Raw genomic sequence first — 22685 nt, forward strand, 5'->3', positions numbered from 1 at the left:
GGGCCAGCATCGCAACATCTGGCGTCCTAGCAGCTGTTGGCGGTCTTTCGTCCATGGATTCACTGGCTGACACAGCTGTACTTCTCCCCCCTCGGGCAGGCTTCTGCGGCCCTCGGCACTCACACGTGGTCTCGGTCACTGGCCTGACAGCGTGAATGGGAGGTTGCCCTCCCCATCTGCCGGTCCCTCAGATGACTCGTGCCCCGAGCATGGACTATCCGTCCGGCATCCTCACCACTCCGCCGGCTGCCTCACCTGCCGCCAGAGTGCGATTTGTATCGATTGCCCTAAGGTATGCGGGTAGCAAAGTGATTAATTGCACACCCGATATCAGAACCGTGGTATTTCTGGTCCGGTGGCCGCAGAATCAGCTGGCTATTTGTCAGTTTCCTGTCGTCCGCGTGCCGTTGCCGCGGCGGCAGATCTTGGGGGGGTCTACATGTCGCCGTTTTCGGCGAACAACTTCCGCCTGCCCGGAAACAGAAAGGCGCGCGCAGCACGCGCGCGCCTGGCCGGGCGCGCCGGCATCACACTCTCCGTGGTGCTGGTGGCGACTCTTTTGCCATCACAAGCCTGGGCGGCGCCGCCAGACGACCGCGGCGGGATCACCCTGCCTGGTCTCCAGAAGGACCTCAAGGTCAAGCTCGACCAGATCGCAGCGGCTCGGATGGACGACTGGGCGCCGCCCATTGATCCTCCCCCGGAGTACGAGCCCAATGCGGTGGCACCACCCGGTCCCGCCTCCGTCCCGGTGCCGCTCAGCGGCAGTGAGCTCGTCCAGGTACCCAGCCTTCCGGTGAAAATCGGCAAGGCCACGGGGGCGACGACGGATCCGTCTGGAACCTGGACCGTGGCGCTCGATGCGCGTACCGCCAGTGAGGCCGCGGACATCGACGGCGCCCTCATCGTGCTCACCCCGCCGGCCGGCAGCGCCACACCGGTCGATGTCCAGCTGGACTACACCAAGTTCAAGGACATCTACGGCACCGAGTGGGCCTCGCGCCTGAAGTTCCGGCAGCTCCCTTCATGCTTCCTAGAGAAGCCTGTCCGTGACGAGTGCTCGGCTGCCAACTCCAAGACGGTTCCGAGCCGCAATGACCGGTCCTCGGGCACTGTCAGTGCGACTGTGGATCCGGCGACGTCTCCGGGCCAGGGCCTGCGCACCATGGCTGTCAGTGGTGGTGGCGGCCCCGTGGTACTGGCGGCCTCCGACAGTGGTTCCGGTATGGCCGGCAGCTACAAGGCGACTTCGCTCTCGCCTTCCGGTTCCTGGACCGCGGGAACCAGCGGCGGTGGCTTCTCCTGGACGTATCCGCTGAGCGTGCCGGCTCCGCCGGCCGGTCCCGCGCCCAAGATCGCCTTCTCGTATTCCTCCCAGGCAGTCGACGGCAAGACGTCCGTTGCCAACAGTCAGGCCTCCTGGATCGGTGACGGCTGGGACTACGAACCGGGGTTCGTCGAGCGCCGCTACCGTTCCTGCTCCGACGACGCCGAAGCCAACCCCGCTGGGGCGAACAACACCAACGCCGCTGACAAGAAGAAGGGCGACCTGTGCTGGGCCGGTGACAACGTGGTGATGTCGCTCGGCGGCTCCACCACCGAGCTGGTCCACGACGTCGCGACCGGCAAGTGGATCCCGGCCAACGACGACGGCTCCCGGGTCGAGCTCAAGACCGATCCCGCCGAAACCAACGGAGCCCGGGGCGGCGAGCATTGGGTCGTCACCACGCGCGAGGGCACCCGCTACTTCTTCGGACGCCACGACGTCGACGGCCCGGGTGGCAGCCGCCCCGTCACCAACTCGGTCCTGACCGTCCCCGTCTTCGGTAACCACCCCGGCGAGCCCTGCTACACGCCGACGTTCGCCGATTCCGCCTGCAACAAGCAGACCGCCTGGCGGTGGAACCTCGACTACGTCGAGGACGTCCACGGCAACGCCATGATCATCGACTGGGCCAGGGAAGACGGCCGCTACGCCAAGAACGAGAAGTTCAAGGCACCGGTCACCTACCACCGTGCGGGCTACCCCACGCAGATCACCTACGGACTCCGCAGCAGCAACCTGTCCGGTGCACCCTCCGCGAAGATCGAGTTCAGCGTCGATGAGCGCTGCCTCGAGGAGGGCAAGTGCAATGCGGCAAAGTTCGAGTCGAAGAACTACGGGGACAAGCAGTACTGGTGGGACACCCCCTCCACGCTGCACTGCAAGGCTGGCTCCGACTGCTTTGTCGGCTCGCCGACGTTCTGGACCCGCAAGCGGCTGACCGCCGTCACGACCTCCGCGCAGCGCACTGAGGGCTCCACAGCCCTGTCGTTCGTCGACAGGTGGACCCTGGCTCACTCGTTCCCCGAGCAGCGAACGGACACCTCCCCGCCACTGTGGCTGGACTCCATCTTGCGTACGGGCTACAGCACCGAGCGCGATAGCCAGAACAAGCAGCTGAGCGCGTCGCTGCCTCTGGTCTCCTTCCGCCCCAACGGGAAGGACATGCCGAACCGTGTCAGGGACGGGGAGGACGACCGCAGGCCCGACTTCGACCGTCTGCGGATCGAGACCATCGCGACGGAGACCGGCGGGGACATCCACGTCACCTACTCCGCGCCCTGTTCGGTCAGCGCGCCACGCCCGCAGCCCGCTGCCAATACCAGTCTCTGCTACCCCGTTCACTGGTCGCCAGACGCTGGCCTGGAGAACCCGCCTCTGGCCTGGTTCAACAAGTACGTCGTTACCGAGGTCACCGAGAAGGACCGCGTTGCCCTCCAGCCCGACGTCACCACCAAGTACCGCTACGAAGGTGACGCGGCCTGGGCCAAGGACTCCGATGAGTTCTCCATCCCCAAGATGCGCACCTACAGCCAGTGGCGTGGTTTTGCCTCCGTCGTCACTACGCGAGGTGTCACCACGACGGGCAAGTACGACGCGACCGAGCAGGCCGAGACCCGGACTCGGTACTTCCGCGGCATGTCCGGCGATGCCGGCCGCGCCAAGATCACGGTCACGGACTCCTCGGGTGCCGCAATCGCCGAGGACCTTCCCCAGTACCAGGGGATCCCGGCCGAGACCACGACGTACACGAAAGCGGGCGGCAGCCCCGCCTCGCGCATCCTGACCTGGCCGTGGCACCAGAAGAGCGGTGAACGGTCCAGGCCCGAGAACACCCCGCTCTACGCCTACCGCTCCGGTACCTCACGTACGGACGAGATCACATGGATCAGCGACGGCTCCACCCGTACGGTCCGTAAGCGCAACACCTTCGACAAGACCTACGACCCTGGCTTCGATACGTCCTACGGGCTCATCCAGGCCGTCCAGTCCGAGGTGGTGACGCCCAATGGCACGGGCGGCGAGAAGAGTAGCGACCAGAGCTGCGCCAGCACCACCTACGTCCACAACACCGGCGCGCACCTGATCGGCCTGGTCGCCGGCGTCCGCACGACTGCGGGTGACTGCTCCCAGAAGGCCACCGGGGCGCTGCTCTCGGAGACCCGTACCTCCTACGACGCACTCAACGCGTTCGGATCAGCCCCCAGCAAGGGGCTCGTCCACCAGGTCGACACCAACGACGGGGCCGGGACCGGCTGGATCACCACTGCGCGCACCGAGTACGACGCGCTCGGCCGCCCCACCAAGGCCCTCGATGCGGCAGGTAATCCCGTCACGACGACGTACAGCCCCGCCGCCGGTCCTGCGTTCACCGTGAGCAGCACCAATGCTCTGGGGCACACGGCCACCACCAAGAACGACCCCGGACGCGGAGTGCCGGTGGAGCAGGCCGACGCCAACGGGCGGAAGGTCACCATCGCCTACGACAGTCTCGGTCGGACCACGGCCGTCTGGACGCCCTCGCAGAAGCCGGGGAGCGACAAGGCAGCCCGCACTTTCGCCTACGAGATCAAGGAACATGTACCGCCGACCGTCATCAGCTCCACGCTGGAGGACGACGGCACGTACAAGCAGTCGATCGCGATCTATGACGGTCTGCTGCGCCTCCGCCAGGGACAGACCGAAGCCCTGGGCGGCGGGCGTCTGATCAGCGACACCTTCTATAACGCCAACGGCGCCGTCCGCCAGGCCAATAGCGCCTATCTCGCCGATGGCCAGCCCGAGAAGAAGATCTTCGTCCCTGAGTCACAGACCGCCGTGGCCAGCTCCACTCAAGTGGCATACGACGGTCTCGGCCGGGCGGTACGTAGCACCACCTTCCACGGAGCGACCGCGAAGGACTCCAGCACCGTCGAGTACGGCGGTGACTGGACGAGATCCCGAACCGGCATGTCGGCCGACGGCAAGACCCCCCTCAAGGGCAGCCGCGCGGTCAAGACGACCACCGACGCCCTCGGCCGTACCTCACAGGTCGAGCACTACACCACCACCAAGCTCGACGTACCCACACCCGCTTCGACCAAGACCAGCTACACCTACGACCTGCGCAACAAGCTGACCAAGGTCACCGACACAGCCAACAACACCTGGTCCTACACCTACGACGCTCGCGGCCGGATGACCTCGTCCGACGACCCCGACACGGGAACGACCAGCTTCACCTACAACAACCTCGACTTGCAGGTCTCGGTAAAGAACCAGGCCGGCCAGGCCCAGTTCACGACCTACGACGTACTCGGCCGCAAGACCGAGCTGCGGGACACCTCCGCCACGGGCCCCAAGGTCGCCACGTGGACCTACGACACCCTGCCCGGCGCCAAGGGCCAGCCGGTCGCCTCCATCCGCTGGGCAGGCACCAACGCGTTCACCAGCGAAGTCACCAACTACGACAGCGAGTACCGGCCCACCGGTTCGAAGATCACGATCCCGGACACCACGGGCACCCCGGAGTTCCCCAGCACCAAGGGGCTCGCCGGCACCTACACCTACAGCACCACCTACACGCCCACGGGCAAGGTCCAGTCGACCACCCTTCCGGCCACACCCGGCGGGCTCGCCGCCGAAAAGCTGATCACCCGGTACAACACCGACGGCATGCCCCAGACCATGTCAGGCCTGGCCTGGTACACCGCCGAAACCATCTACAGCCCCTACGGCGAGATTCTGCGCACTGCGTCGGGTAGCGCCCCGAACCGGGTGTGGACGACCAACACGTTCAACCCGAACACCGGTCGGCTCAGCGGTACCCAGAGCCACCGCGAGACCGCGCCGAACCTCCTGTCCAGCACCGCCTACACCTACGACACCGTCGGCAATCCCACCTCCATCACCGAGGCCCGGCCCGACACGCGGTCCGGCTCGACGGCGCAGTCGCCACCGGTCACCGATCGCCAGTGCTTCACCTACGACGCCATGGGTCAGCTGGTCAAGGCCTGGACCGGCAAGACGGAATCCTGCACGGAACCCACGGATCTGGATCCCACGCACGCAACCGCAGGCCCGGACGGCGACGGCTACTGGCAGGAATACCAGTTCGACGCGATCGGAAATCGAACCCAGCTCCTCGACAGGGACCCCTCCAACGGGTCCACCCGTGAGAAGACGACCTACACCTACGGCATAAGCCTCGGAGCCGGCGCCAAGAAGCAGCCCCATGCCCTCGCCCAGGCCGAGAAGACCACGACCAAGCCAGGCCTGACGGTCAACTCGCTTGCCACCTACGCGTACGACACGGCCGGGAACACCACGACCCGCCGCATCGACGGCGACACCCAGACCCTGAACTGGGATGCCCGCAACAAACTCACCTCAGCCACCAGTCCGGGCATCGGCGCTGTGGCCGTCACCGGCCTCGCAGGCAAGTGTCTCGACGTTGACAGCGGCGCCGCCCCTGACGCCGGAGGCGGTCTCCCCGTCCAACTGCTGACCTGCAACGAGTCCAAGACTCAGCAGTGGCGCCTCACCGGCGGCACCGTCCAGGCTCTCGGAAAGTGCCTCACCGCCGAAGGCGACAAAGCACTCCTGAAGCCCTGCAACAGCAACAACGAGGCCCAGAAGTTCACCTACCGGGCCGACAAGACCCTCTACAGCGACCAGGCCAAGGCCTGCGTCACCGTCCCCAACGACAACCCCGCCGAGGGCAACGACCTCGACATCTATACCTGCGCCGCGGGTTCCGCAGCCCAGCAGTGGACCTTCAGCAACACCACCCAGTACCTCTACGACGCTTCCGGCAACCGCCTCATCGAGGAAACCGGCAGCTCCCGCACCTTGCACCTCGGCGAAGCCGAGATCACCGTCAACAAGGCCGGCCAGGCCATGGATGCCGTCCGCTACTACAGCAGCCCCGGCGCCCCCACCACCGTCCGCCGTACCAACGGCAAGACCACGGGCCACAGCCTGTCCGTCCAGCTCACCGACCACCACAAGACCGCCACCACCAGCGTCGATCAGGCGGCTGGTCAGACAGCCACCCGCCGCAAGTCCGACCCCTACGGCAACCCCCGAGGTGCCCAGCCCGCCGACTGGCCCGGCAGCCGTACCTTCCTCGGCACCGGCAACGACGACAACACCACGGGCCTCACACACATCGGTGCCCGCGAGTACGAGCCCACCACGGGCCGCTTCATCTCCATCGACCCCGTCATCGACATCACCGACCCGCTCCAAATGAACGGGTACACCTACTCCAACGGCAACCCGATCTCCAACTCCGACCCAAGCGGCCTCAAATACTTCGAAGGTATGAGCGACGGCGGATTCCAGTCCGCCCCGCAGAACGTCGTCCAAGCCGCCACCCGATACGGCCACTACAGCGACGGAAGACAAGACGGACCAGTCAAATCAACTGGACCAGTCAAATCAACTGGACCAGTCGCATCAACTGGACCAGGCAAGACTGGCAAGGGCAAAGACTGCGGCTTCTTCTCGAAGTGCAACATAAATAAGGCTGTCAAGGGCGTCCAGGAATTCTGGAACGAGAACAAGGTGATGATCGTCTCGGTCACCACTGAAATCGTCGTCGGAACCGCATGCGTGGCCACAGCAACCGCAGCAGGTGTCGGAACAGGCGGAGCCGGATTCGCCCTGGCAGCCGGCTGCGGGGCCCTCGCAGGAGCCGCAGGCGCATCAGCAGCAAACTGGATGGACGACGACGCCGACCACAGCACGCTGGGCGTGCTCTCGGACATGGCCGAAGGCGCCATTTGGGGCGCCGCAGCCGGAGCAGCAGGCGCGGCGGCAGCACCCACTGCAAGGGCAATCGCTTCCAAGATCAAGTGCCTCGTCAACAGCTTCACCACCGGCACCCTCGTACTGATGGCGGACGGCACGACCAAAGCCATCGAAGACGTACAGCCGGGGGACAAGGTACTGGCCACCGACCCCGACACAGGTGAGACCGCAGCCAAGGAAGCCACGGCTACCATCTTCGGCGAGGGGGCCAAGAACCTTGTTGAACTAACCGTTGACTCCGACGGGAACGCAGACACGCCCGCTGAAAAAATCACCGCGACGGATAAACACCCGTTCTGGGTCGTCGATGACACCAAGTGGAAGAACGCTACTGACCTCCAGCCCGGCGAGTGGCTGCGCACCAGTGCTGGAACGCACGTTCAGGTCGCAGCTATCAAGCGGTGGACAAGCCAGCGCACGACCGTCCACAACCTCTCTGTCGCCGACCTCCACACGTACTATGTGCTCGCGGGAGCCACTCCGGTTCTCGTGCATAACTGCGGCACTAACCCGGTGCCAATTCAGGCTATTGAGTCCGTCGCGGATGATCTCGCTGGCAAGAAGATCACTACCGGACAGGTGATCGATGAGGCAGGCGCGAAGGTGGGGCCGACGGTAGAGAGCGGGGAAAAGGGATCCTGGTCGAATATCGCATCGTTCCTCAGATCGACCGGTTTGCCGCATCCGCCCAATGGACAAGCTTTCCCGGCCGCATCTCATGTTGAGCCAAAAATCGCCTGGGCCATGCGCAATAGACGCATCCAACGGGCAAGCGTTGTCATCAACAAAGACGATGGAGTTTGCTCTGTCGGCCCAGGAACCTGCTCCGCCGCCGTGCCCGAGATCCTACCGGTGGGATCGAGTCTGACAGTGTGGTGGCGAGGGACCTCGGGAGAAATCGAAGGAGTTACCATCCTAGGTAAAAATTAAGTGGCGATGTAACTCGTACACGAAATTTTCCCCACCCACCAGAGCAGACCCCAATGTCCGACCCTCGATAGATTCGCTAGCGATGTATTCCCTGCGGCAATCAATGCCGTGAACGTGTCGGGCCCCGTTTTCAGAAAGGGGCCCGACACGTCCGGCCGGAAGTTACTCACTTCGAAATGATAGAAATGAACGCAACTTGCAGATGTATAGTGGGATACTGTTGAAACATGCAGCACGCGAGCTTCGATGACCCCCAAGTCGCGTCTCGCATGGAACTAGGTTTCGAGGAGTTCGATTTGATTCTAAATATATTCACAAACGGCCAGGCCTACTATGCGGCGGAATGGTCAACTATTCGAAAAGTCCTTGATGAGCTTTTCGGAAGTTTCCAAGAAGTGCAAGAATACGACGCCATCCCGGCAAGTCTGCGCCTGACCGCCGGGTTCACTCTGTCCAGGAACCGGGAAAATGGAATCGAGGCAGCGCAGAGATTTGACAGCTACCTTCACGTCGCAGTCAATAATCAGACAGGATATGGGGCTCTAAAGTGGATGCTGTCTCCAGATTCCGCGGTTTCGGTCGATACCAACATCGCAGAATATGTTTGGATCTCCAACAATCCGACACCACCCGGCGACGATCCGTACGTAATTTCAGATCCAGACCTAGGCCGCTATCATGACCGACTGAGCACACTGCCAATTTCTACAATCCGTGACGCCGTGGAGGATTTCTGTCGGGCTGGAAATGGAAAGCGCCCTTCACGCATTGACTGGACTCCTGGCGACCTGAGCGGTAAGCGCCATGATTCCCTTAGGTCGGAAATCACTGCTGTCTATTGCGACGATCCGTGGTGTGAGATCGCGGAGTCCGATCACCTACAACACTGAGCTTCTTCAGGGTTGCCGCTCCAGCGCGAGGATGGGCCTTGGCGATTGACGTCATGCGGTTGGGGCTGCATCGGGACCTGCGGAAGATCCGCCAGGACTTCAGGCGGGCGACGCTGCGTTCGACGGGTGCCCGTGTCACGGCCAAGGCACGGTTGCGGGTCTTGTCGGTGGGAGTGAGTTCCTGCAGGGGCCTGCGTTTGATGCCTGTGGTCAGCCAGGGACCGCCGCCCTGGTAGGCGAGATCGGCCACGATTGGAACGCCCTGGCGCTCGCAGATGCGGATGATCCGGTGGGTGCCGAACCGGCCCTCATCGACCCCTGAACTCTCCTGTGTCGGGCCGGAGCTCGATACGCCACCCACCGGTGAGGCGGGAGGCTAGGCGGTAGTTCACCCCCTCTTTGCCGATTGCCCGTTGCAGGTGGTCAGCAGGCACGATGGCCAGAGCGGAGCGGGCCGCCACATCGATGATCTCCACCTTGCTGACGTGAGCGGGGGAAAGCGCGTTGGCCACCATCTGGGCCGGGTCGTCCGACCAGTCCACGACGTCAATCTTCTCGCCGTGCAACTCAACGAGCACTTTGCGCACGCGGCTGCCCATCGGCCCGATGCAGGCGCCTCTTGCGTCTACGCCCGACCGCATCGACCGCACGGCGATTTTCGTGCGGTGACCAGCTTCGCGGGCGATGGAGGCGACCTCCACCGAGCCATCTGCGATTTCAGGAACCTCCAGCGCGAACAGCTTTTTCACGAGATTTGGGTGAGAGCGGGAGAGCCAGACGGCTGGCCCCTTCGTGCCCTTCGCCACTCGTACGACGTACGACTGCAGATGCATGCCAGGCGTGTACTTTTCGTCGGCTTGTTCTTGTGTGGACAAGATGGCCACCAGCGTCCCGATGTCCACGAGGACGCCATTCGGGTCCTTGCTCTCCACTACACCGGCGACGAGATCGCCCTCTTGCGGGACGCTGTTCGGGAAGGACGGATCGCTTCCGGCCACGGGCAGGTGCCCTTCTGCGGTCGACGTGGCCAAGCGGGCAACCTGATTCCGTGGCTTTGGTGGCTCCGCTGCCTTGATCAATGAGGCCGGGAAGGCGGCCGGCTGATCGGTCTCGGCATGCGGGGGCAGCGGGTAGTCAAACAGTCCAGCTACCACTCGACGCCAGAGCGAGTAGCCCTCTACATGCCGCTTAGCCGACTCCGGGGCTGGCCCGAGCAAGGCATCCCAGGACCGCCGCAGCAGGGAGCCGTTCACGAGGCTCCCTCCTCTCCCGACGTTCCGGTTTCCACGCCGTCTGTGTTCAGCATGCCACTCGGGCTCTGCTCGGACTGTGTCTTGGCCTCACCGAGTTTGCGCAGCGTGGCTGGTGCAGCAGCGCCCGCCGCGATCATGGCGGCAAATCCGGTCACCTGCGTGTGGAACGCCCATCCAGCGATGCACCCGAGCAGCGCCCGCCAGAACATACATAGGGCGTCGCTTGGCGGGTCGTAGTAGTCCATCAGAGGCGGGCGATCAAGCTTTGTCGCTGCCTTCTGGCGAGCCTTCTGCCAAGCAAAGGCCTGGCTGCCCAGACGAAGAAGTTCGACGATGGCCCCTCCGGCGGCTCCGTAGAGCATGCCTGCCCACCAGTCCATAGAGCTCGTAACACGATCATGAGGTGGGCTTGTTGAGGCGTCGCCAACAGATGAGGCTGCAAGCGAGGGAGACAAACGCGTCGTGGAGCTCGGTGCGCCGTTCCCACCGGACGGCGAGTCGTTTGAACTGATGGAGCAGGGCGAAGGTCTGTTCCACGACGTAGCGGAGCTTGCCCATGCCCTTGATGTTCGGGGATCCCTTGCGGGAGATGACGGGCAGGATCCGGCGTTTACGCAGCTCATCACGGTTGGCGTTGGAGTCGTAGCCCTTGTCCCCGAGCAGAGCATCGGGACGTCGGCGGGGCCGGCCGGGGCGGCCCGCCACCGGTGGGATGCCGTCGACCAGGGCGAGAGTCTGGGTGACGTCATTGACGTTCGCCGCAGTCGTGATGACTTTGAGCGGAGTGCCGCGTCCGTCGCAGATCAGGTGGTGTTTGCTGCCTGTCTTCCGCCGGTCGACCGGCGACGGACCGGTGTCGGCTCCCCCTTTTTCGCACGGATGTGGGAGCCGTCCACGCAGGCCCTGGACCAGTCGAGCCGGCCGGCCGCATTCAACTCGGCGAGCAGGATCCGATGCAGCTGGTCGAAGACCCCGGCCTGCTGCCACCGCTCCAGGCGCCGCCAGCAGGTCTGCCCGGACCCGAATCCCAGCTCAGGTGGTAGGAGTTGCCAGGCGATGTCGTTGCAGAGCACGTACAGGATGCCTTGCAGACACAACCGGTCAGCTACCGGCCGCGGCCCTGGTGACCTCGTCGGCCAGGGCGGCAGCAGCGGCTCGATCAGTGCCCACAAGTCGTCGTCCACGATCCACGGCCGAGTACTCACACCACCACGAACGGCTGAATCGTCACACCGGTCACGGCTGACCAGGACATCTCATCAAGATCGTGTTACGAGCTCATAGGACCTCCTGGCCACAATCGAGATATTCCCCTCATTAGTATCTGATCTATGAAAAAGTTCGCGACCCAGATGGTCGTCGCACGGACTCTCGGCACCTGCTGCGGCGAACCGGCGACACCAAGACAACCGAGCTCCTCCTGCGTCACTGCTGGGACCAAATCACCGAGCGCGAGCTCGCCGAGCAGCAGAGGGAACTGACTGGGATGGGCCGGGCGCAGTAAGGTAGCCGCCCTGCGCGATCGTGCCTGGATCAGGGTCAAGGTGAGAGACCGTGAACGGGAAGTCCGACGGACCGTGCGGCCTCACAACAGGCGGCAGATCGGCAAGATCGACAAGGAAGGGCCACCCATCAAAGGCGCCAGCACCACCAGGGCTGGGGGGTTCGACGAAGATGCGGGGCGGGGTGCCCCGTGATTCCACGCGTACTTCCAGCTTGCTGATGATCACGGCACGATCAACCGTGGCCTCGACAACAAGATCCACAGTCGTTGACTCCAGGCAGACCTCCGGGGAGCCGAATTCCACCCAGTCCCGCACGCTCATCTCAGACCGAAGTCTGAGGTCTCCCCTCAAACCGCCGGACTGGTGAGCCTTCACGATGATGGGGGCCGGCGATGCGGGGTCCAGCACAGCGTCACGGCCCCGCTTGATGGCCTTATCGGCGCTGCGGGCCACGAGCCCGCCGAGAGCTGAGGCGAGGCCCGTGAGGACTGCTGCCACGATCCACTTGCCGACTCCCGGCACCGCGACAGCCACAGCAACTGCGGCAATCAGCAAGACAGCAGCACCAGCTCGAAACCAGTGTTGACGAGACCCCACGGCTCCCTCCTCGCTCCCCTTCCAAGCCCCATACTGCCTGGGCACCCAAGCCAACGACTGGATTGGAGGAGACACGCCTGGTTTCAATGAGAACGGACACCCGGCCGGAGAAGGAGCGGTCGCCCCGCTCCGTGTCCTGTGCCATCGAACCTTGACTTCGTGCCACCGAACTTTGAGTGCCCGGCACGGCAGAGTGGCCGTAGTCTGCTCCGCAATAGGGGGACGCGACAGGCATGGATGTGGAAAAGACTTTGATCCCGGCGCTCGCCATTCTCGCAACAACGGTGATGTCGATCGCCACGCTCTGGCACCAGCGGCGTTCAAGCGAGCAGGCGAGGCTCTGGGAGCGACGTACCCAGTTGTACGTTGACTTGCTTGCCAACCAGCATCCCTACCTTGCTGAGTCGGACATGGATCCAGCCATACGTTCCTACTTCGGCCCGCAGACGTGTGAGGAGCGGGAGCTTCTCGAGTCGCTATCCGCGCGTGCCGATGCGTTTGCCACTGAGCCAGTGGCCAGGCTGTGGCGCGACGCAGTGTTTCGCGTCCACGTCGTGAGCACATTCGTCACCGAGGGGATGGGCGACCCGCGCTCCCCGACCCCAGAGGAGAGAACGGAGATTGCGCCGCTGTTGGAGCAGAGAGCTGCCGCCAGCGACGCCCTGCGAAAGCAGATCCGCACCGACCTGAAGACCTACAGCAGGCGACGAAGTCTGTGGGGCCGTCGATCGAGAGCACTCCCTGATGGGTGACCAGGCACCAGGATCAAGATTCAGGGGCACAGACTCGCGGCCGTCATCGGTGGCACGAAGTCAAGGTTCGATGGCACAGGACACCTCCGCGTGAACACGCCGTTCCGGTTTCGCTTGCATCGAAAATCGAACAAATGGCCTAATCTGGGTATGTTGCGCTCCTTTCCCTCACGACCTACTCCAGCTCGAGCTCGACGCGATCCGCACGTACGAGGACCTGGCGCAGTTCGCCACGCTGTCCGAAGAAGATCTTCCGGGCGAGGCGGTGGGGGGCCTCGGTGATGTTCAGCTGCTTGCCGATCATCCGGCGGTAGCCGTCGTCGGAGATGAACTGCAGCAGGTGCAGGGTCTTGAAGATCCGTCCGTAGTTCGCGAACGCGCCCAGGCCGGTCGGGCGCCCGTCCCGTGACAGCATGCGGATCAGGTCGTGGCCTCGGACCTCGCCCAGGGTCAGGGAGCCGGCCACGCGCAGCATATCGCCCCAGTGCGCGCGGATCCGGTCCAGGCGGACCGTGTGCCGGGAGATGTCCTGCAGCGGCCCGTAGTCGGCGCTCGCGTGGGTGCGCCACAGGCGGGCGTCGGAGATGTCAGCGATCCGCGGGGAGAACTGGTAGCCGCAGATTACGAACAGGCCGAACACGATGTCGCTGTAGCTCGCGGTGTCGGTGACCACGGTCTCCGGCTTCGGCCCGCCGTCACGGCCCAGCAGCGCGTCCAGGATGAACAGCGAGTCACGTAACATGCCGGGCACCACCACCCCGCCCAGGCCCATGACCTGGTCGTTGACCACGTTCAACCAGGTGGCGCCCTTCTTGCGCAGCCCGAAGTGCAGCGGGCTGTAGCCGGCGTGCAGCGTCTGCACCGGCACGGTGAAGCGGACCCCGTCCGCGGAGGCGACCAGCCCGCCTCCCCAGGCCCGGGCGATGTCGACCTTGGCCTGCGCTGCGATGAGCATGCCGTTGGCGGCGCTGATGGTCTCGGCCCGCAGGCATCCCTGGTCAACCTGGATCAGGCGGGCGCGGGTGAGCGCCGATACGTTCGGCTTGGCCACCGGGGTCAGGCCGACGTTGCAGGCCTCCGCGAGCAGCAGCGCGCAGACGCTGACCTCGAAGTCGTCCATGTGCGGATCGGCGCCGGACATGTGGGTGAACGCGGTCGTCATGCCGGTCAGCTCGGCGACCTCCAGCAGCAGCAGCTCGGGGAAGTCGGCCTTCGGCAGCATGCCGTTGACCAGCTGGCGGAAGGCCTGCATCAGGTGCGGCTCGGGGGCGGGGCCGAGGCGGTCCAGCAACAGCCTGCCGTCCTTCACGATCACCGCACTGTTGGTCGGCAGCACGGCGACGACCTGGTGGTAGGCGCCGTGCAGGGCCGAGGCGAGTTCGGCCAGATGCGCGGCCAGCTCCGTCTCCAGCCCGAGTGCGGTCGGCTCGGCCGTCTCCCAGCGGTCGCCCGTCAGCAGCTTGGTCCGCGGGTCGCCCCACCGGTCCCCGTCCCTGGCGAACACGTCGCGGAGCCGAAGAGCGCGGTGCAGGTGCTCCAGCACGCAGAACGAGTACGCCGCCTTCTCCACGCAGCCCGGTTCGACGTCTGGGTTGGCGAACACCAGGCGCCGCCACGAGCCGGTCACCAGCTGCTGGTCCACCTCGGAGGCGGCGACCTTCCGGCGGCCGACCAGGTGCGGCAGCTGCTTGAGCGCCGTCACCACCGGCGCCCCGGCTTGGACCGCGCCGAAGTCAACGGTGTCCACCAGCAGGTCACGGCCAAGTCCAACCGGGCCAAGGCCGACAAGGACCCGGCGGAGTGGCTGCCCCCGACGGCCACCTACCACTGCACGTACGTGACGGGCTGGGTCGAGACCAAGCTCCGCTGGGGCCTGGCCTCTGACGAGCGGGAGCGCGAGGCGCTCCTCGGGCTGGCGGAGGACTGCCCCGGCGCCACCGTCACCTACGAGACCGTCCCGGTCGACACGAAGTAGACGCGTTTGCTCTCACATGGGCAGGGCCAGCCGGGACCCGATTCGGAAGCGCATCTCCCCGGCAGCGTGTCGAACCTTCTCGGGATGTGCGGCATCGTCCAGCAGCCCGAGGAGAACCATCAAGGCCCTGGCCTCATCCTCACTGATCAGCTTCAGGCGCGGCTCGGTAAGCCCGTCGAGGAGCACGTCCAGCATCTCGTCCATGCCGGGAACAACGCGGGACCGAGCCGCGCGTCACCCGCACGGCGCGGGGACTGGCGATGATGCTGTCCGGGATCGAATGCCATGGAGTGAATGGTGGAGGCGTCGCAGTCCCAGGACTGCCGCTCACCCGGCCGGACACACTCTTTAAGTGCGCAGCAGTACTTCGTTCGATCTCTGCTCGGCCGTCCTGTTCGGGTGGTGAAGGGCGGCTGCACGTGGTCTTGGATCCACGAGTGCCGAGGGCGTGTCACATAGGGTTGCCGGCGGGGTGGTCGTGGATCCACGCCAGGCCGCCGAGGTCGAGGCAGCCCCTGGCCCGGGTCACAGCGACGTAGGCCAGGCGTGCTTCTGCATCGTCGATGGGGCCGGGTACGGGGCGGCCTTGGGCATCGGGTTCCTCGGCGTCTTTAGGTGGCCTGAAGTCGTTGCCAATCTGGACCGTTGGCCATTCACGGCCCTTGGCCTTGTGGGCCGTGGACACAGTGACCTGCGCGTGTTGTTCGTCGACGAGTTGGCTGACTGCGGCGAGGAGTGCGTCGGGGGTGTGGGTGTCGATCAGGTCGACGAAGGGCTGGAGGTCGGCGCCGGCCGGGTCGTAGGCGGCGTAGTCCTGAAGTTCGCCCCAGGAGGAGAACAGGAGGAGTTCTGGGTGGCTGGTGGGACGGCCGTTCTTGAGGTCGCGGGCGGCGAGCGCGAGGCTGCGCAGGCCTTCGCCTCCGCCGGTGAGGGCGACCTGCCGGCCGGCCTGGAGGTGGGTGAGAACCTGGGTCATGGCGCCGATGTTGGTACGGCACAGGACGGCGTCGGGGGTCTCGACGGTGTCGAGCCGGGTGGGGATAGTGTCTGTGCCTTGGAGGCGGATGGGTGCGCCGGCGAGGGCGAGCCATCGGTTGGCTTCGCGGGCGAGGTGGGGGCCGAAGCGGAAGGACTGCGTCAGGGCCAGGGGGGTGCCGTCGAAGCGGGTCATGACATCGGTGGCGCCGCGCCAGCCGTAGATGGCCTGGGCGGAGTCTCCCACCATGACGAGCTGGGCGTGTCCGCGCTGGGCGGTGAAGACCTGCTCGAGGACGGGGTTGGTGTCCTGCGCCTCGTCCAGGAGGAGAAAGTCGGCGTCGATCTTCGGCTCGGACAGGGCCCACATCTTCAGGTAGTGATCGTGTTCGAAGCGGACGACGCCCTGTTCGGGGCGCTGCAGGTCCTTCCAGGCTTTACACGCGAACGGGAGGACGGCGGCGGCGAGTTGTTTGTGGTGGTCGGCGTTGTCCAAGCCGCGCAAGTGCGGGATATGCCGGCTGGTGATGGCGGGGTCTGCTGAGTAGCAGAAACGGGTGAGGGTCTTCAGAACGGTGTGGGAGAGGACTTTGACCGAGAGGTCGTTGTCTCCGACACGGACAGGTTTGGTGATGCCGAGGGCTTGTCCGGTCTTCCAGCTGGGCCAGCGTGCGCTGCCCAGACGGGACCGGTAGCGGTGGCCGACCGCGGCGTAGGCGAGGGAGTGTGCGGTCTTGCACGTGACGTGGGCGGGGAAGCGGCTGGCGGCGTCCAGGGCGATGGCTCTGTTGAAGGCGAGGTAGCGGCCGCAGCGTCTGGTTCCTGTGGCGAGCAGGGCCAGGGTGGTGGTCTTGCCGGTGCCCGCCCCTGCTTGGAGAGCGATGTGGTCGCCGGCGCGGAAGCGGTCGGCGGCGTGGGCCTGTTCGTCCGTGGGGTTGAGCACGTGGTCGCTCCATCGCGTGGGCAGGGGCGGTTGGGTGGGGGTGGTGCGGATTCTCACCGCAGGTCAGGGTCTTCCCCGTTGGCTGTGGTGCACGGCCTCGGTGTGGCCTTCACGCTCGTCCTCGAGGCCGGCCCTGAGCGCCGACTGGCAGCCGGGTGGCGACGTGCTGACGGTGGAGCAGGGGATCGAAGATCTCCCAGTCATCCCGGGCCATGTCTGCGGCTTTGGGAATCAGGGCGTGGGTGGGGCAGCGCTGGGCGCGCCAGCGCTGCTGCTCGGCGTGGGCCAGGTGCCCGAGGTCGTAGACGGCGATCTCGACTGCGGGCAGTACCGGTGGGCGGCCTGGTAGGAGGGTGGTGAGCCTCCAGGTGCCGTGCGGTTTCCGCGATGCGAGGACACGGTTCAGGCAGCGGGTGCCTCTGTGGGTCCGGGCCACGCATCGGATCTCCTGGATGGGCTGTTTAGCGAGGTAGCGGCTACCGAGGACGTCCACGACGGGCCTGGCGGGCCGACACGGCGGCATGGGCCGGGACCCTGCAGGGGCGTGTTGGCCGGGTGGTGTGAAGGCGCCGTCGTCGAGAAGGCGCCGGGTCTGCAGGGCAAGGCGCTGGCGCAGCCTGACGAGGGGCTGCGTCAGGTGTTCGGGGGTGTCGTGTGCTGGGCAGAGGGTGCGGTGGGCGATGCGGCACCAGGGGCTTCCGTCGCCCGCCGGATAGGCGACGCCGGCGCCGATGTGCCAGCGGTGGACTTCGGGGACGGCTGCGGTGGGCAGTTCGTGTGGGTGGAGGCGGACGGGCTGGTGTTCGATGCCTCGGTACCAGTGGACCTGGTTGCCACAGTCGGGGCACAGGCCGCCCTCAGCCGTTCGGAGCAGGCAGCTGGGACTGTCCGTGGCGATTCGCAGAGCGCGGTGGCGGTGCCGGGGTGAGCTACCGTCCCGGAGGTGGCCCAAGTGGGTGTTTGTGGAGCGCATGGCCGCGAAGATTCCAGCCGACACGCTGCGATTGTGGGGCCGCACCGCTGCTGTCGCCCGACCGGCCCAACCGTGGTGGGCATACATCCGAGCATCGCTTGTTCGTTCCCGCTGCGTCACCGGTTCGGGTGGTCTGCGGGCAGGAGCAGTCGGCGCCTAGGGGCTCTTGCCGCCGGGCGGTTCGTGGCCGTCGCAGAGTGCTACGAAGAGGCCGCCGAGCGGGACATCGAAGGCATGGCCGAGGGCATGCCAGGTGGGCAGGGAGCCAGTGGTGCGACCTTGCTCAATTTCGATGAGGGTGCGCCTGGACAAGCCAGTCCGGCTGGCCAGTTCGTCATAGCTCCAGCCGCGCTCACCCCTCAGGCGCGCGAGTTCCTGGCGCAGCGCTTCGAGGTTCGGTTCGGGCGGCAAGATCGTCACCACACCATCGGACGGTGCAGACCCCTGCCCTGTCAGTGCAGACCTCTGCCCTATTTCCGCAGGTGACACCGACCTCGCGCAGGGCAGATGTCTGCACTACGGTGCGGCCGTCACCTCGAGTCCCCGGTGGTGTCCCGTCTACGGCTCAGGCCTGGCGGTCGATAAGGAAGGCCGGCCGATGAGGCTCTGGACGCCCCACCTGGCAGTGCGGCGCACGTGGACCGTGGAACTGCGACCGCAGCCCCACGGCCCTCAACTCGCCTGCCCCCAGTGCGGTCCCGCTGCCGCGCGTGTGCGTAGTGCGACAGCCCGCTCGGCAGCACTCGCTCACCTGGCCGGGCACGCCAGACTCGAGGCTCTACCGCGACATCTGCGGACCTGCCAGTGCCACGAACGGGGCTGCCGCTGGCACCCCCGCCATCGCGGCTGCGGTGGCCCGGTGGTGCTGGCCTTGGCCCGCGAACGCGGCGGCCGCCTATGGCGGCTGGCTGACGTCTGCACCAGCTGCGCCGCCGTTACTCACGATGCCGCCGTTGTCCCCGAGACACCGGCTGGCACCCCGCCTCCACGGAGCGGGCGGCGCCGCTCCCCCGCGCCTCCGGGCCTCAGCCCTCATGAGCGAATCCGCGACATGCTCTCGTACCTCGCGGCCGCCCTCCCCCCGTCCACCGACCCTCAGGCCCGCCTGCTCGCCCTGCAGTGCGCACTGCGCGCGGACCGGCACGGACGCTTGCGTATGCCCAACGGTCTCCTGCGCGGCATGCTCCTGGCCGGCCGGGAGACCGGAGCGTGGCAGCAACTAGAGCAGGCCTACTGGCTACATCACACGCAGGAGCCTTCGGGCGACCGCCAGGCGCAACTGCTGGATGCGACGGTCCTCACCCAGGCCCCGGGGCGTGCCCTCCGTTCGCGGGCAGCCGGCCTGGCCCTGTGTTGGGCACACTGCCCTGCCATGCGCGCGCAGCCAGCCACGGTGCGACTGATTGCTGTCACGTTGGCTGCTCACCGCTCCCCCGGAAGTGCCTGCGGCACTGCCGATCTTGCCGACCTGGCCCGCATCTGCGCCCTTTCCGAAGCGCGCTTCAGGGCGGAAGTGGAGAGTCTGGTCGCCATCGGTGCGTTGGCTGCCTGGTCGTTTGACTCGGCTTCTGGAGAGCTGCAGTGGCGGGACGGCCGGCACGGATGCCTTCGAAGTGGCGGTGGAGCCCACCCAAACCCGGTCAGCCCGTCGACCCATCGGGTCCACGGCGCGATGGGCTGAGATCGGTCACGTGCGCGCTCGGCCGGGAGGCTTCCGGCGCAGGGATGCGACCGGGTCCCGATCCGCATCTGCCGCGTTCTTCCCGCGGACCATCAACTGGGCCTGCAATGACGTCAGATGGTCTTCTGCAAGGTCGGGACCCGGGCCCATACTGTCTTGCCTCCCGTTGGGGAGAAGGTCCACCCCCAAGCCGTGCTCAGCACGGAAACGAGCACGAGTCCTCGTCCGCTCTCGTCCATGATGTCGGGGCGGACCGGACGGGGAGGCTGGGGGTTCGGGTCCGAGATGGCGACCAGAATGGCGCTGTCCTTGCGGACCAGGCCGAGCCAGGCTCCGCTGCCCTGGTGGCCTTCACGAAGTGCGTGCCGGATCGCGTTGCCCACGAGCTCCCACGCAACGGTCAGCGTGGCGTCACGGCTAGGGCCGGGTCCAATGCCCCATTCACCCAGTACGGCCTCGATGAAGCCTCGGATGCGACAGCAGGTCCGATCGGAGTCGGTGAAGCTACGGGCAGCGAAGCCCGCGGTGCTGAGCCCCAGCGCAAGTCCCCAGTCCGGGGCGCCCGACACGGCCAGATTACCAATTTCGAGTGGGATCATTCCGGCCAGGTCCCGCGCCATTCGGCCATCGCTCCCGTCGCACTGCGTAATCGCGGCTGGTGTACGCACTGCCCATCTCCCCAGTCGGTGCACGTTTGTTCAGAGTCGGCGGCTGCCTGGTGCGGCTAGTATCCAGCCCACTCCACCGCCCGTGCAATTGCATCGGTAATTGCATGCACGAAAGAGGGATGTCAGATCTGCCGCCCACCGTGATGACCGCCAGGCATTGCAGTGGGACCGCACCAACACCGAAGGGGCATAGCGTCATGGCGAGCTACAGCAATGGAATTCCGGCCGATTCACTCGAAGGTGTGACGTGGGTGAAGAGTCGGCACAGTGGACCGACGGGTAACTGCGTAGAGTTGGCGGCGCTTGGGAACGGTGGGATCGCGATGCGCAACTCGCGCTTCCCTCAGGGGCCGGCCCTGGTCTACACGCGCGCGGAGATCGTTGCCTTCCTCGATGGAGCACGGGAAGGGGAGTTCGACTCCCTGATTGCATAACAGCCCTGGGAAAATAGGGGCGTTCGGATGTTGCGCTGGCTCCTGCGTGGGATAATTCTTGCACTCGTCACCGCGCAGGAGACCCAGTGTCCGCCGTTCCAGATCCTCTTGGCCATCCGCCGCTTGAGCGCTACCTCACGCTTCCCGGCTTCACCCCGACCGTATTGACGATGATCCTCGGCTATCGGCTGAGGGCGCTTCGTGAAGCGGCAGAGATTTCAGCCAAGGACGCGAGCGAGGTCCTCGACTGCTCCGAAGCGAAGATCAGCCGTCTTGAGCGGGGCGAGTCCCCACTCCGCGAGGGCGACATCGAGGTCATGCTGCGGATGTACGGCGCGCAGCATGAGCTGGAGACGGTCTGCGAGCTGGCCCGGCGGTCGAAGGAGGCGGGCTGGTGGGAGCGGTACGGCTCGGCGATCATCCCGAAGTGGTTCGACAAGTTCGTCGGGCTCCAGGAGGGTTCGAAGGTCATCCGCACCTTCGAGGTGCAGCTGGTTCCCGGGCTTCTGCAGACCGCGGAGTATGCGTACGCCGTAGCTCAGGGTGGTTTCCCGGCCACGGCTGAGGAAATCCGGGCGAAGGTGGAGCTGCGGTTGCGCCGGCAGGACCTCCTGGAGCGGCCCGATGCCCCTCACCTGTGGGCGGTGCTCGACTGGCCCGTGCTGCAGCGCCCCGTGGGCGGCCGGGAAGTGATGCGGGGCCAGATCCAGCACCTGATCACGATGTCGCGCCGGCCGAACATCAAGATTCAGGTCCTGCCGCCGGGCTGTGTGGCGATCGGCTCCCCTGTGACGCTGCTGCGGTTCGAGGAGTACGGCCTTCCCGATGTCGTCTATTTGGAGCATCCCACGGGAGCCAACTACCTCGACAAGCCGGAGGAGACGGGCCGGTATCGGCTCATGCTCGACGACCTGGCGGTGATGGCGCTCAGCCCGGCGCAGACGCGCAAGGAGCTGCGGCGGATCGCGCGGGAGCTCGAGTAGGACCTGGCCGGGCACTGGTTGAGAGCCCGATTCCGTGGGCCCTGTTCCAGGATCACCCTCGTTCTTGGTCGCGGTGGGGTGACCCGACCGCGCCGCAAGGTGCCGCAGCCCGCGTCCCCCGGCCAGGTCGCCTGGGCGGGTCTAGCTGCGTTTGCGGGCTACAGCCCCGAACTCGAGGAGTGGGCCGGGGACGACCCGGTCGAGTTCGGACTCGGACTGCCAGGCGGTGACGGGGCCCGGTGGCGGGCCGATGATGTCCATGTCTTCGAAAAAGGCTGCGGCTTCTCCTGAAGTGCGGACCCGGCCCCAGTGGCCTCCGGTGGAGTCGCGCATGAGACGGGTAACGCTTTCGCGCAGCAGGGCGTCTTCGCTGACGAGATGACTGGCGATGAGGTAGCTACCGGCTGGTAGCTGCCTCATCAGGTCGTTGACCAGGAAGTGGGGTTCGTCCCTATCGGGCAGGCAGTGCAGCACGGAGACGAGCAGGAGGGCCACGGGCTTCGTGAAGTCGATGAGGTCGGTGGTGTCTGGGTGGGTCAGGACGTCTCGGGACTCGCGTAGGTCGCCGTGGACGACCGCGCTCGTTCCCTCTTCTTCCAGCAGTGCCTGCCCGTGCGCTACGACCGTCGGGTCGTGGTCCACGTAGAGGACGGTGCTCGCAGCATGGGAGCGCCGTGCGACTTCGTGGGTGTTCTCCCAGGTGGGCATGCCGCATCCGAAGTCGATGAACTGTGTCACCTGGTGGTTTCGGGCCATTTCCCGTACGGCCCTCAGCTGGAACCGTCGCTGTGCGCGGGCCAGTGTCTGAATCTGGGGCGCGATGTCCATGAGCCGGTGGCAGGCTCTCTGGTCGGCCGGGTAGTGATCCTTCCCGTCCAGGAAGAAGTCGTACATGCGTGCCGTGCTGGCCACGAAGGCGTCTGTCCCGCGAGATGTGCGGGCCGGAGGCATTTCGACGGTCTTCGACAACGGTCTCTGCCCCAGGCCCATTAAGTGCTTCACCCGCGTA

The 22685-nt window shown here is 65.8% G+C and carries 16 protein-coding genes and 1 pseudogene; 6 read left to right on the forward strand and 11 right to left on the reverse strand.

The genetic code is table 11. The features are described from left to right. Positions 1-439: 439 nt before the first annotated feature. Together OG386_RS00175 and OG386_RS00180 are read left to right on the forward strand one after the other, a co-directional pair. A complete protein-coding gene (locus tag OG386_RS00175; protein WP_328786150.1) occupies positions 440-8047 on the forward strand; it encodes a polymorphic toxin-type HINT domain-containing protein in 7608 nt (2535 codons plus the stop codon). 227 nt (positions 8048-8274) lie between these two features. Then, on the forward strand, positions 8275-8937 hold the full coding sequence (locus tag OG386_RS00180) for an Imm1 family immunity protein (protein WP_328786151.1): 663 nt from the start codon (positions 8275-8277) through the stop codon (positions 8935-8937). Between the two features lie 6 nt (positions 8938-8943). Here OG386_RS00180 and OG386_RS00185 read toward each other — a convergent pair. The 4 genes and pseudogenes from OG386_RS00185 to OG386_RS00200 form a co-directional block, all read right to left on the reverse strand. After that, positions 8944-9232, reverse strand: a pseudogene (locus OG386_RS00185) (transposase family protein); the annotation flags it as partial. Between the two features lie 13 nt (positions 9233-9245). Beyond that, positions 9246-10190 carry a transcription termination/antitermination protein NusA gene (gene nusA / locus OG386_RS00190; protein WP_328786152.1) on the reverse strand — a complete coding sequence of 315 codons (945 nt, stop codon included), beginning with the start codon at positions 10188-10190 and terminating at the stop codon, positions 9246-9248. Further along, on the reverse strand, positions 10187-10552 hold the full coding sequence (locus OG386_RS00195; RefSeq protein ID WP_328786153.1) for a hypothetical protein: 366 nt from the start codon (positions 10550-10552) through the stop codon (positions 10187-10189). Before OG386_RS00195 ends, nusA begins: the two co-directional genes overlap by 4 nt. Before the next feature lie 34 nt (positions 10553-10586). Then, positions 10587-11395 (reverse strand): IS5 family transposase gene (locus tag OG386_RS00200; RefSeq protein WP_266607329.1). Its coding sequence is split into 2 segments (ribosomal slippage): positions 10587-11075 and positions 11078-11395, totalling 807 coding nucleotides; the frame shifts between segments, so codons are not numbered across the junction. Between the two features lie 1130 nt (positions 11396-12525). Between OG386_RS00200 and OG386_RS00205 the strand changes: the two genes are divergently transcribed. Then, on the forward strand, positions 12526-13044 hold the full coding sequence (locus OG386_RS00205; RefSeq protein WP_328786154.1) for a hypothetical protein: 519 nt from the start codon (positions 12526-12528) through the stop codon (positions 13042-13044). Positions 13045-13219: 175 nt separating this feature from the next. On the opposite strand, the gene OG386_RS00210 is transcribed toward OG386_RS00205, so the two are convergent. Further along, positions 13220-14791 (reverse strand): Tn3 family transposase, encoded by a 1572-nt coding sequence (locus OG386_RS00210; RefSeq protein ID WP_328786155.1) that lies wholly within the window; start codon positions 14789-14791, stop codon positions 13220-13222. Between OG386_RS00210 and OG386_RS00215 the strand changes: the two genes are divergently transcribed. Continuing rightward, positions 14762-15019 carry a hypothetical protein gene (locus OG386_RS00215; RefSeq protein ID WP_328786156.1) on the forward strand — a complete coding sequence of 86 codons (258 nt, stop codon included), beginning with the start codon at positions 14762-14764 and terminating at the stop codon, positions 15017-15019. The two genes, OG386_RS00210 and OG386_RS00215, sit on opposite strands and share 30 nt — an antisense overlap. Positions 15020-15031: 12 nt before the next feature. On the opposite strand, the gene OG386_RS00220 is transcribed toward OG386_RS00215, so the two are convergent. The 5 genes from OG386_RS00220 to OG386_RS00240 all read right to left on the reverse strand — a co-directional run bounded on the left by OG386_RS00220 (position 15032) and on the right by OG386_RS00240 (position 20211). Continuing rightward, positions 15032-15223, reverse strand: a complete 192-nt coding sequence (locus tag OG386_RS00220; protein WP_328786157.1) for a hypothetical protein — start codon at positions 15221-15223, stop codon at positions 15032-15034. Positions 15224-15470: 247 nt separating this feature from the next. Then, on the reverse strand, positions 15471-16937 hold the full coding sequence (locus OG386_RS00225; protein ID WP_328786158.1) for a UvrD-helicase domain-containing protein: 1467 nt from the start codon (positions 16935-16937) through the stop codon (positions 15471-15473). A 109-nt stretch (positions 16938-17046) separates the two neighbouring features. Beyond that, positions 17047-17934, reverse strand: a complete 888-nt coding sequence (locus tag OG386_RS00230) for a DUF6083 domain-containing protein (RefSeq protein ID WP_328786159.1) — start codon at positions 17932-17934, stop codon at positions 17047-17049. 132 nt (positions 17935-18066) lie between these two features. Further along, on the reverse strand, positions 18067-18330 hold the full coding sequence (locus tag OG386_RS00235) for a helix-turn-helix transcriptional regulator (protein ID WP_328786160.1): 264 nt from the start codon (positions 18328-18330) through the stop codon (positions 18067-18069). Between the two features lie 1374 nt (positions 18331-19704). Next, positions 19705-20211, reverse strand: coding sequence for an ATP-binding protein (locus OG386_RS00240; RefSeq protein ID WP_328786161.1), 507 nt, complete (start codon positions 20209-20211; stop codon positions 19705-19707). 245 nt (positions 20212-20456) lie between these two features. On the opposite strand from OG386_RS00240, the gene OG386_RS00245 reads away from it, so the two are divergent. Then, positions 20457-20693: a DUF397 domain-containing protein gene (locus tag OG386_RS00245; RefSeq protein WP_328786162.1), complete on the forward strand. Its 237-nt coding sequence runs from the start codon at positions 20457-20459 to the stop codon at positions 20691-20693. 86 nt (positions 20694-20779) lie between these two features. Beyond that, the gene (locus OG386_RS00250) at positions 20780-21676 is read left to right on the forward strand and encodes a helix-turn-helix domain-containing protein (RefSeq protein WP_328786163.1); all 897 of its coding nucleotides are present in this window, start codon (positions 20780-20782) and stop codon (positions 21674-21676) included. A gap of 141 nt (positions 21677-21817) precedes the next feature. Here OG386_RS00250 and OG386_RS00255 read toward each other — a convergent pair whose 3' ends face one another. After that, on the reverse strand, positions 21818-22666 hold the full coding sequence (locus tag OG386_RS00255; RefSeq protein WP_328793112.1) for an SAM-dependent methyltransferase: 849 nt from the start codon (positions 22664-22666) through the stop codon (positions 21818-21820). Positions 22667-22685 lie beyond the last annotated feature (19 nt).

The sequence above is a fragment of the Streptomyces sp. NBC_00273 genome (genome assembly GCF_036178145.1).
Classification (GTDB): domain Bacteria; phylum Actinomycetota; class Actinomycetes; order Streptomycetales; family Streptomycetaceae; genus Streptomyces.

Bases quoted from the DNA above. Each gene is read 5' to 3' on its own strand.
- OG386_RS00245 (WP_328786162.1), top strand. From the start codon at position 20,457: ATGGCGAGCTACAGCAATGGAATTCCGGCCGATTCACTCGAAGGTGTG.
- OG386_RS00205 (WP_328786154.1), top strand. From the start codon at position 12,526: ATGGATGTGGAAAAGACTTTGATCCCGGCGCTCGCCATTCTCGCAACA.
- OG386_RS00175 (WP_328786150.1), top strand. From the start codon at position 440: ATGTCGCCGTTTTCGGCGAACAACTTCCGCCTGCCCGGAAACAGAAAG.
- OG386_RS00240 (WP_328786161.1), bottom strand. From the start codon at position 20,211: ATGGCGCGGGACCTGGCCGGAATGATCCCACTCGAAATTGGTAATCTG.
- OG386_RS00255 (WP_328793112.1), bottom strand. From the start codon at position 22,666: ATGGGCCTGGGGCAGAGACCGTTGTCGAAGACCGTCGAAATGCCTCCG.
- OG386_RS00180 (WP_328786151.1), top strand. From the start codon at position 8,275: ATGCAGCACGCGAGCTTCGATGACCCCCAAGTCGCGTCTCGCATGGAA.
- OG386_RS00195 (WP_328786153.1), bottom strand. From the start codon at position 10,552: ATGCTCTACGGAGCCGCCGGAGGGGCCATCGTCGAACTTCTTCGTCTG.
- OG386_RS00220 (WP_328786157.1), bottom strand. From the start codon at position 15,223: ATGGACGAGATGCTGGACGTGCTCCTCGACGGGCTTACCGAGCCGCGC.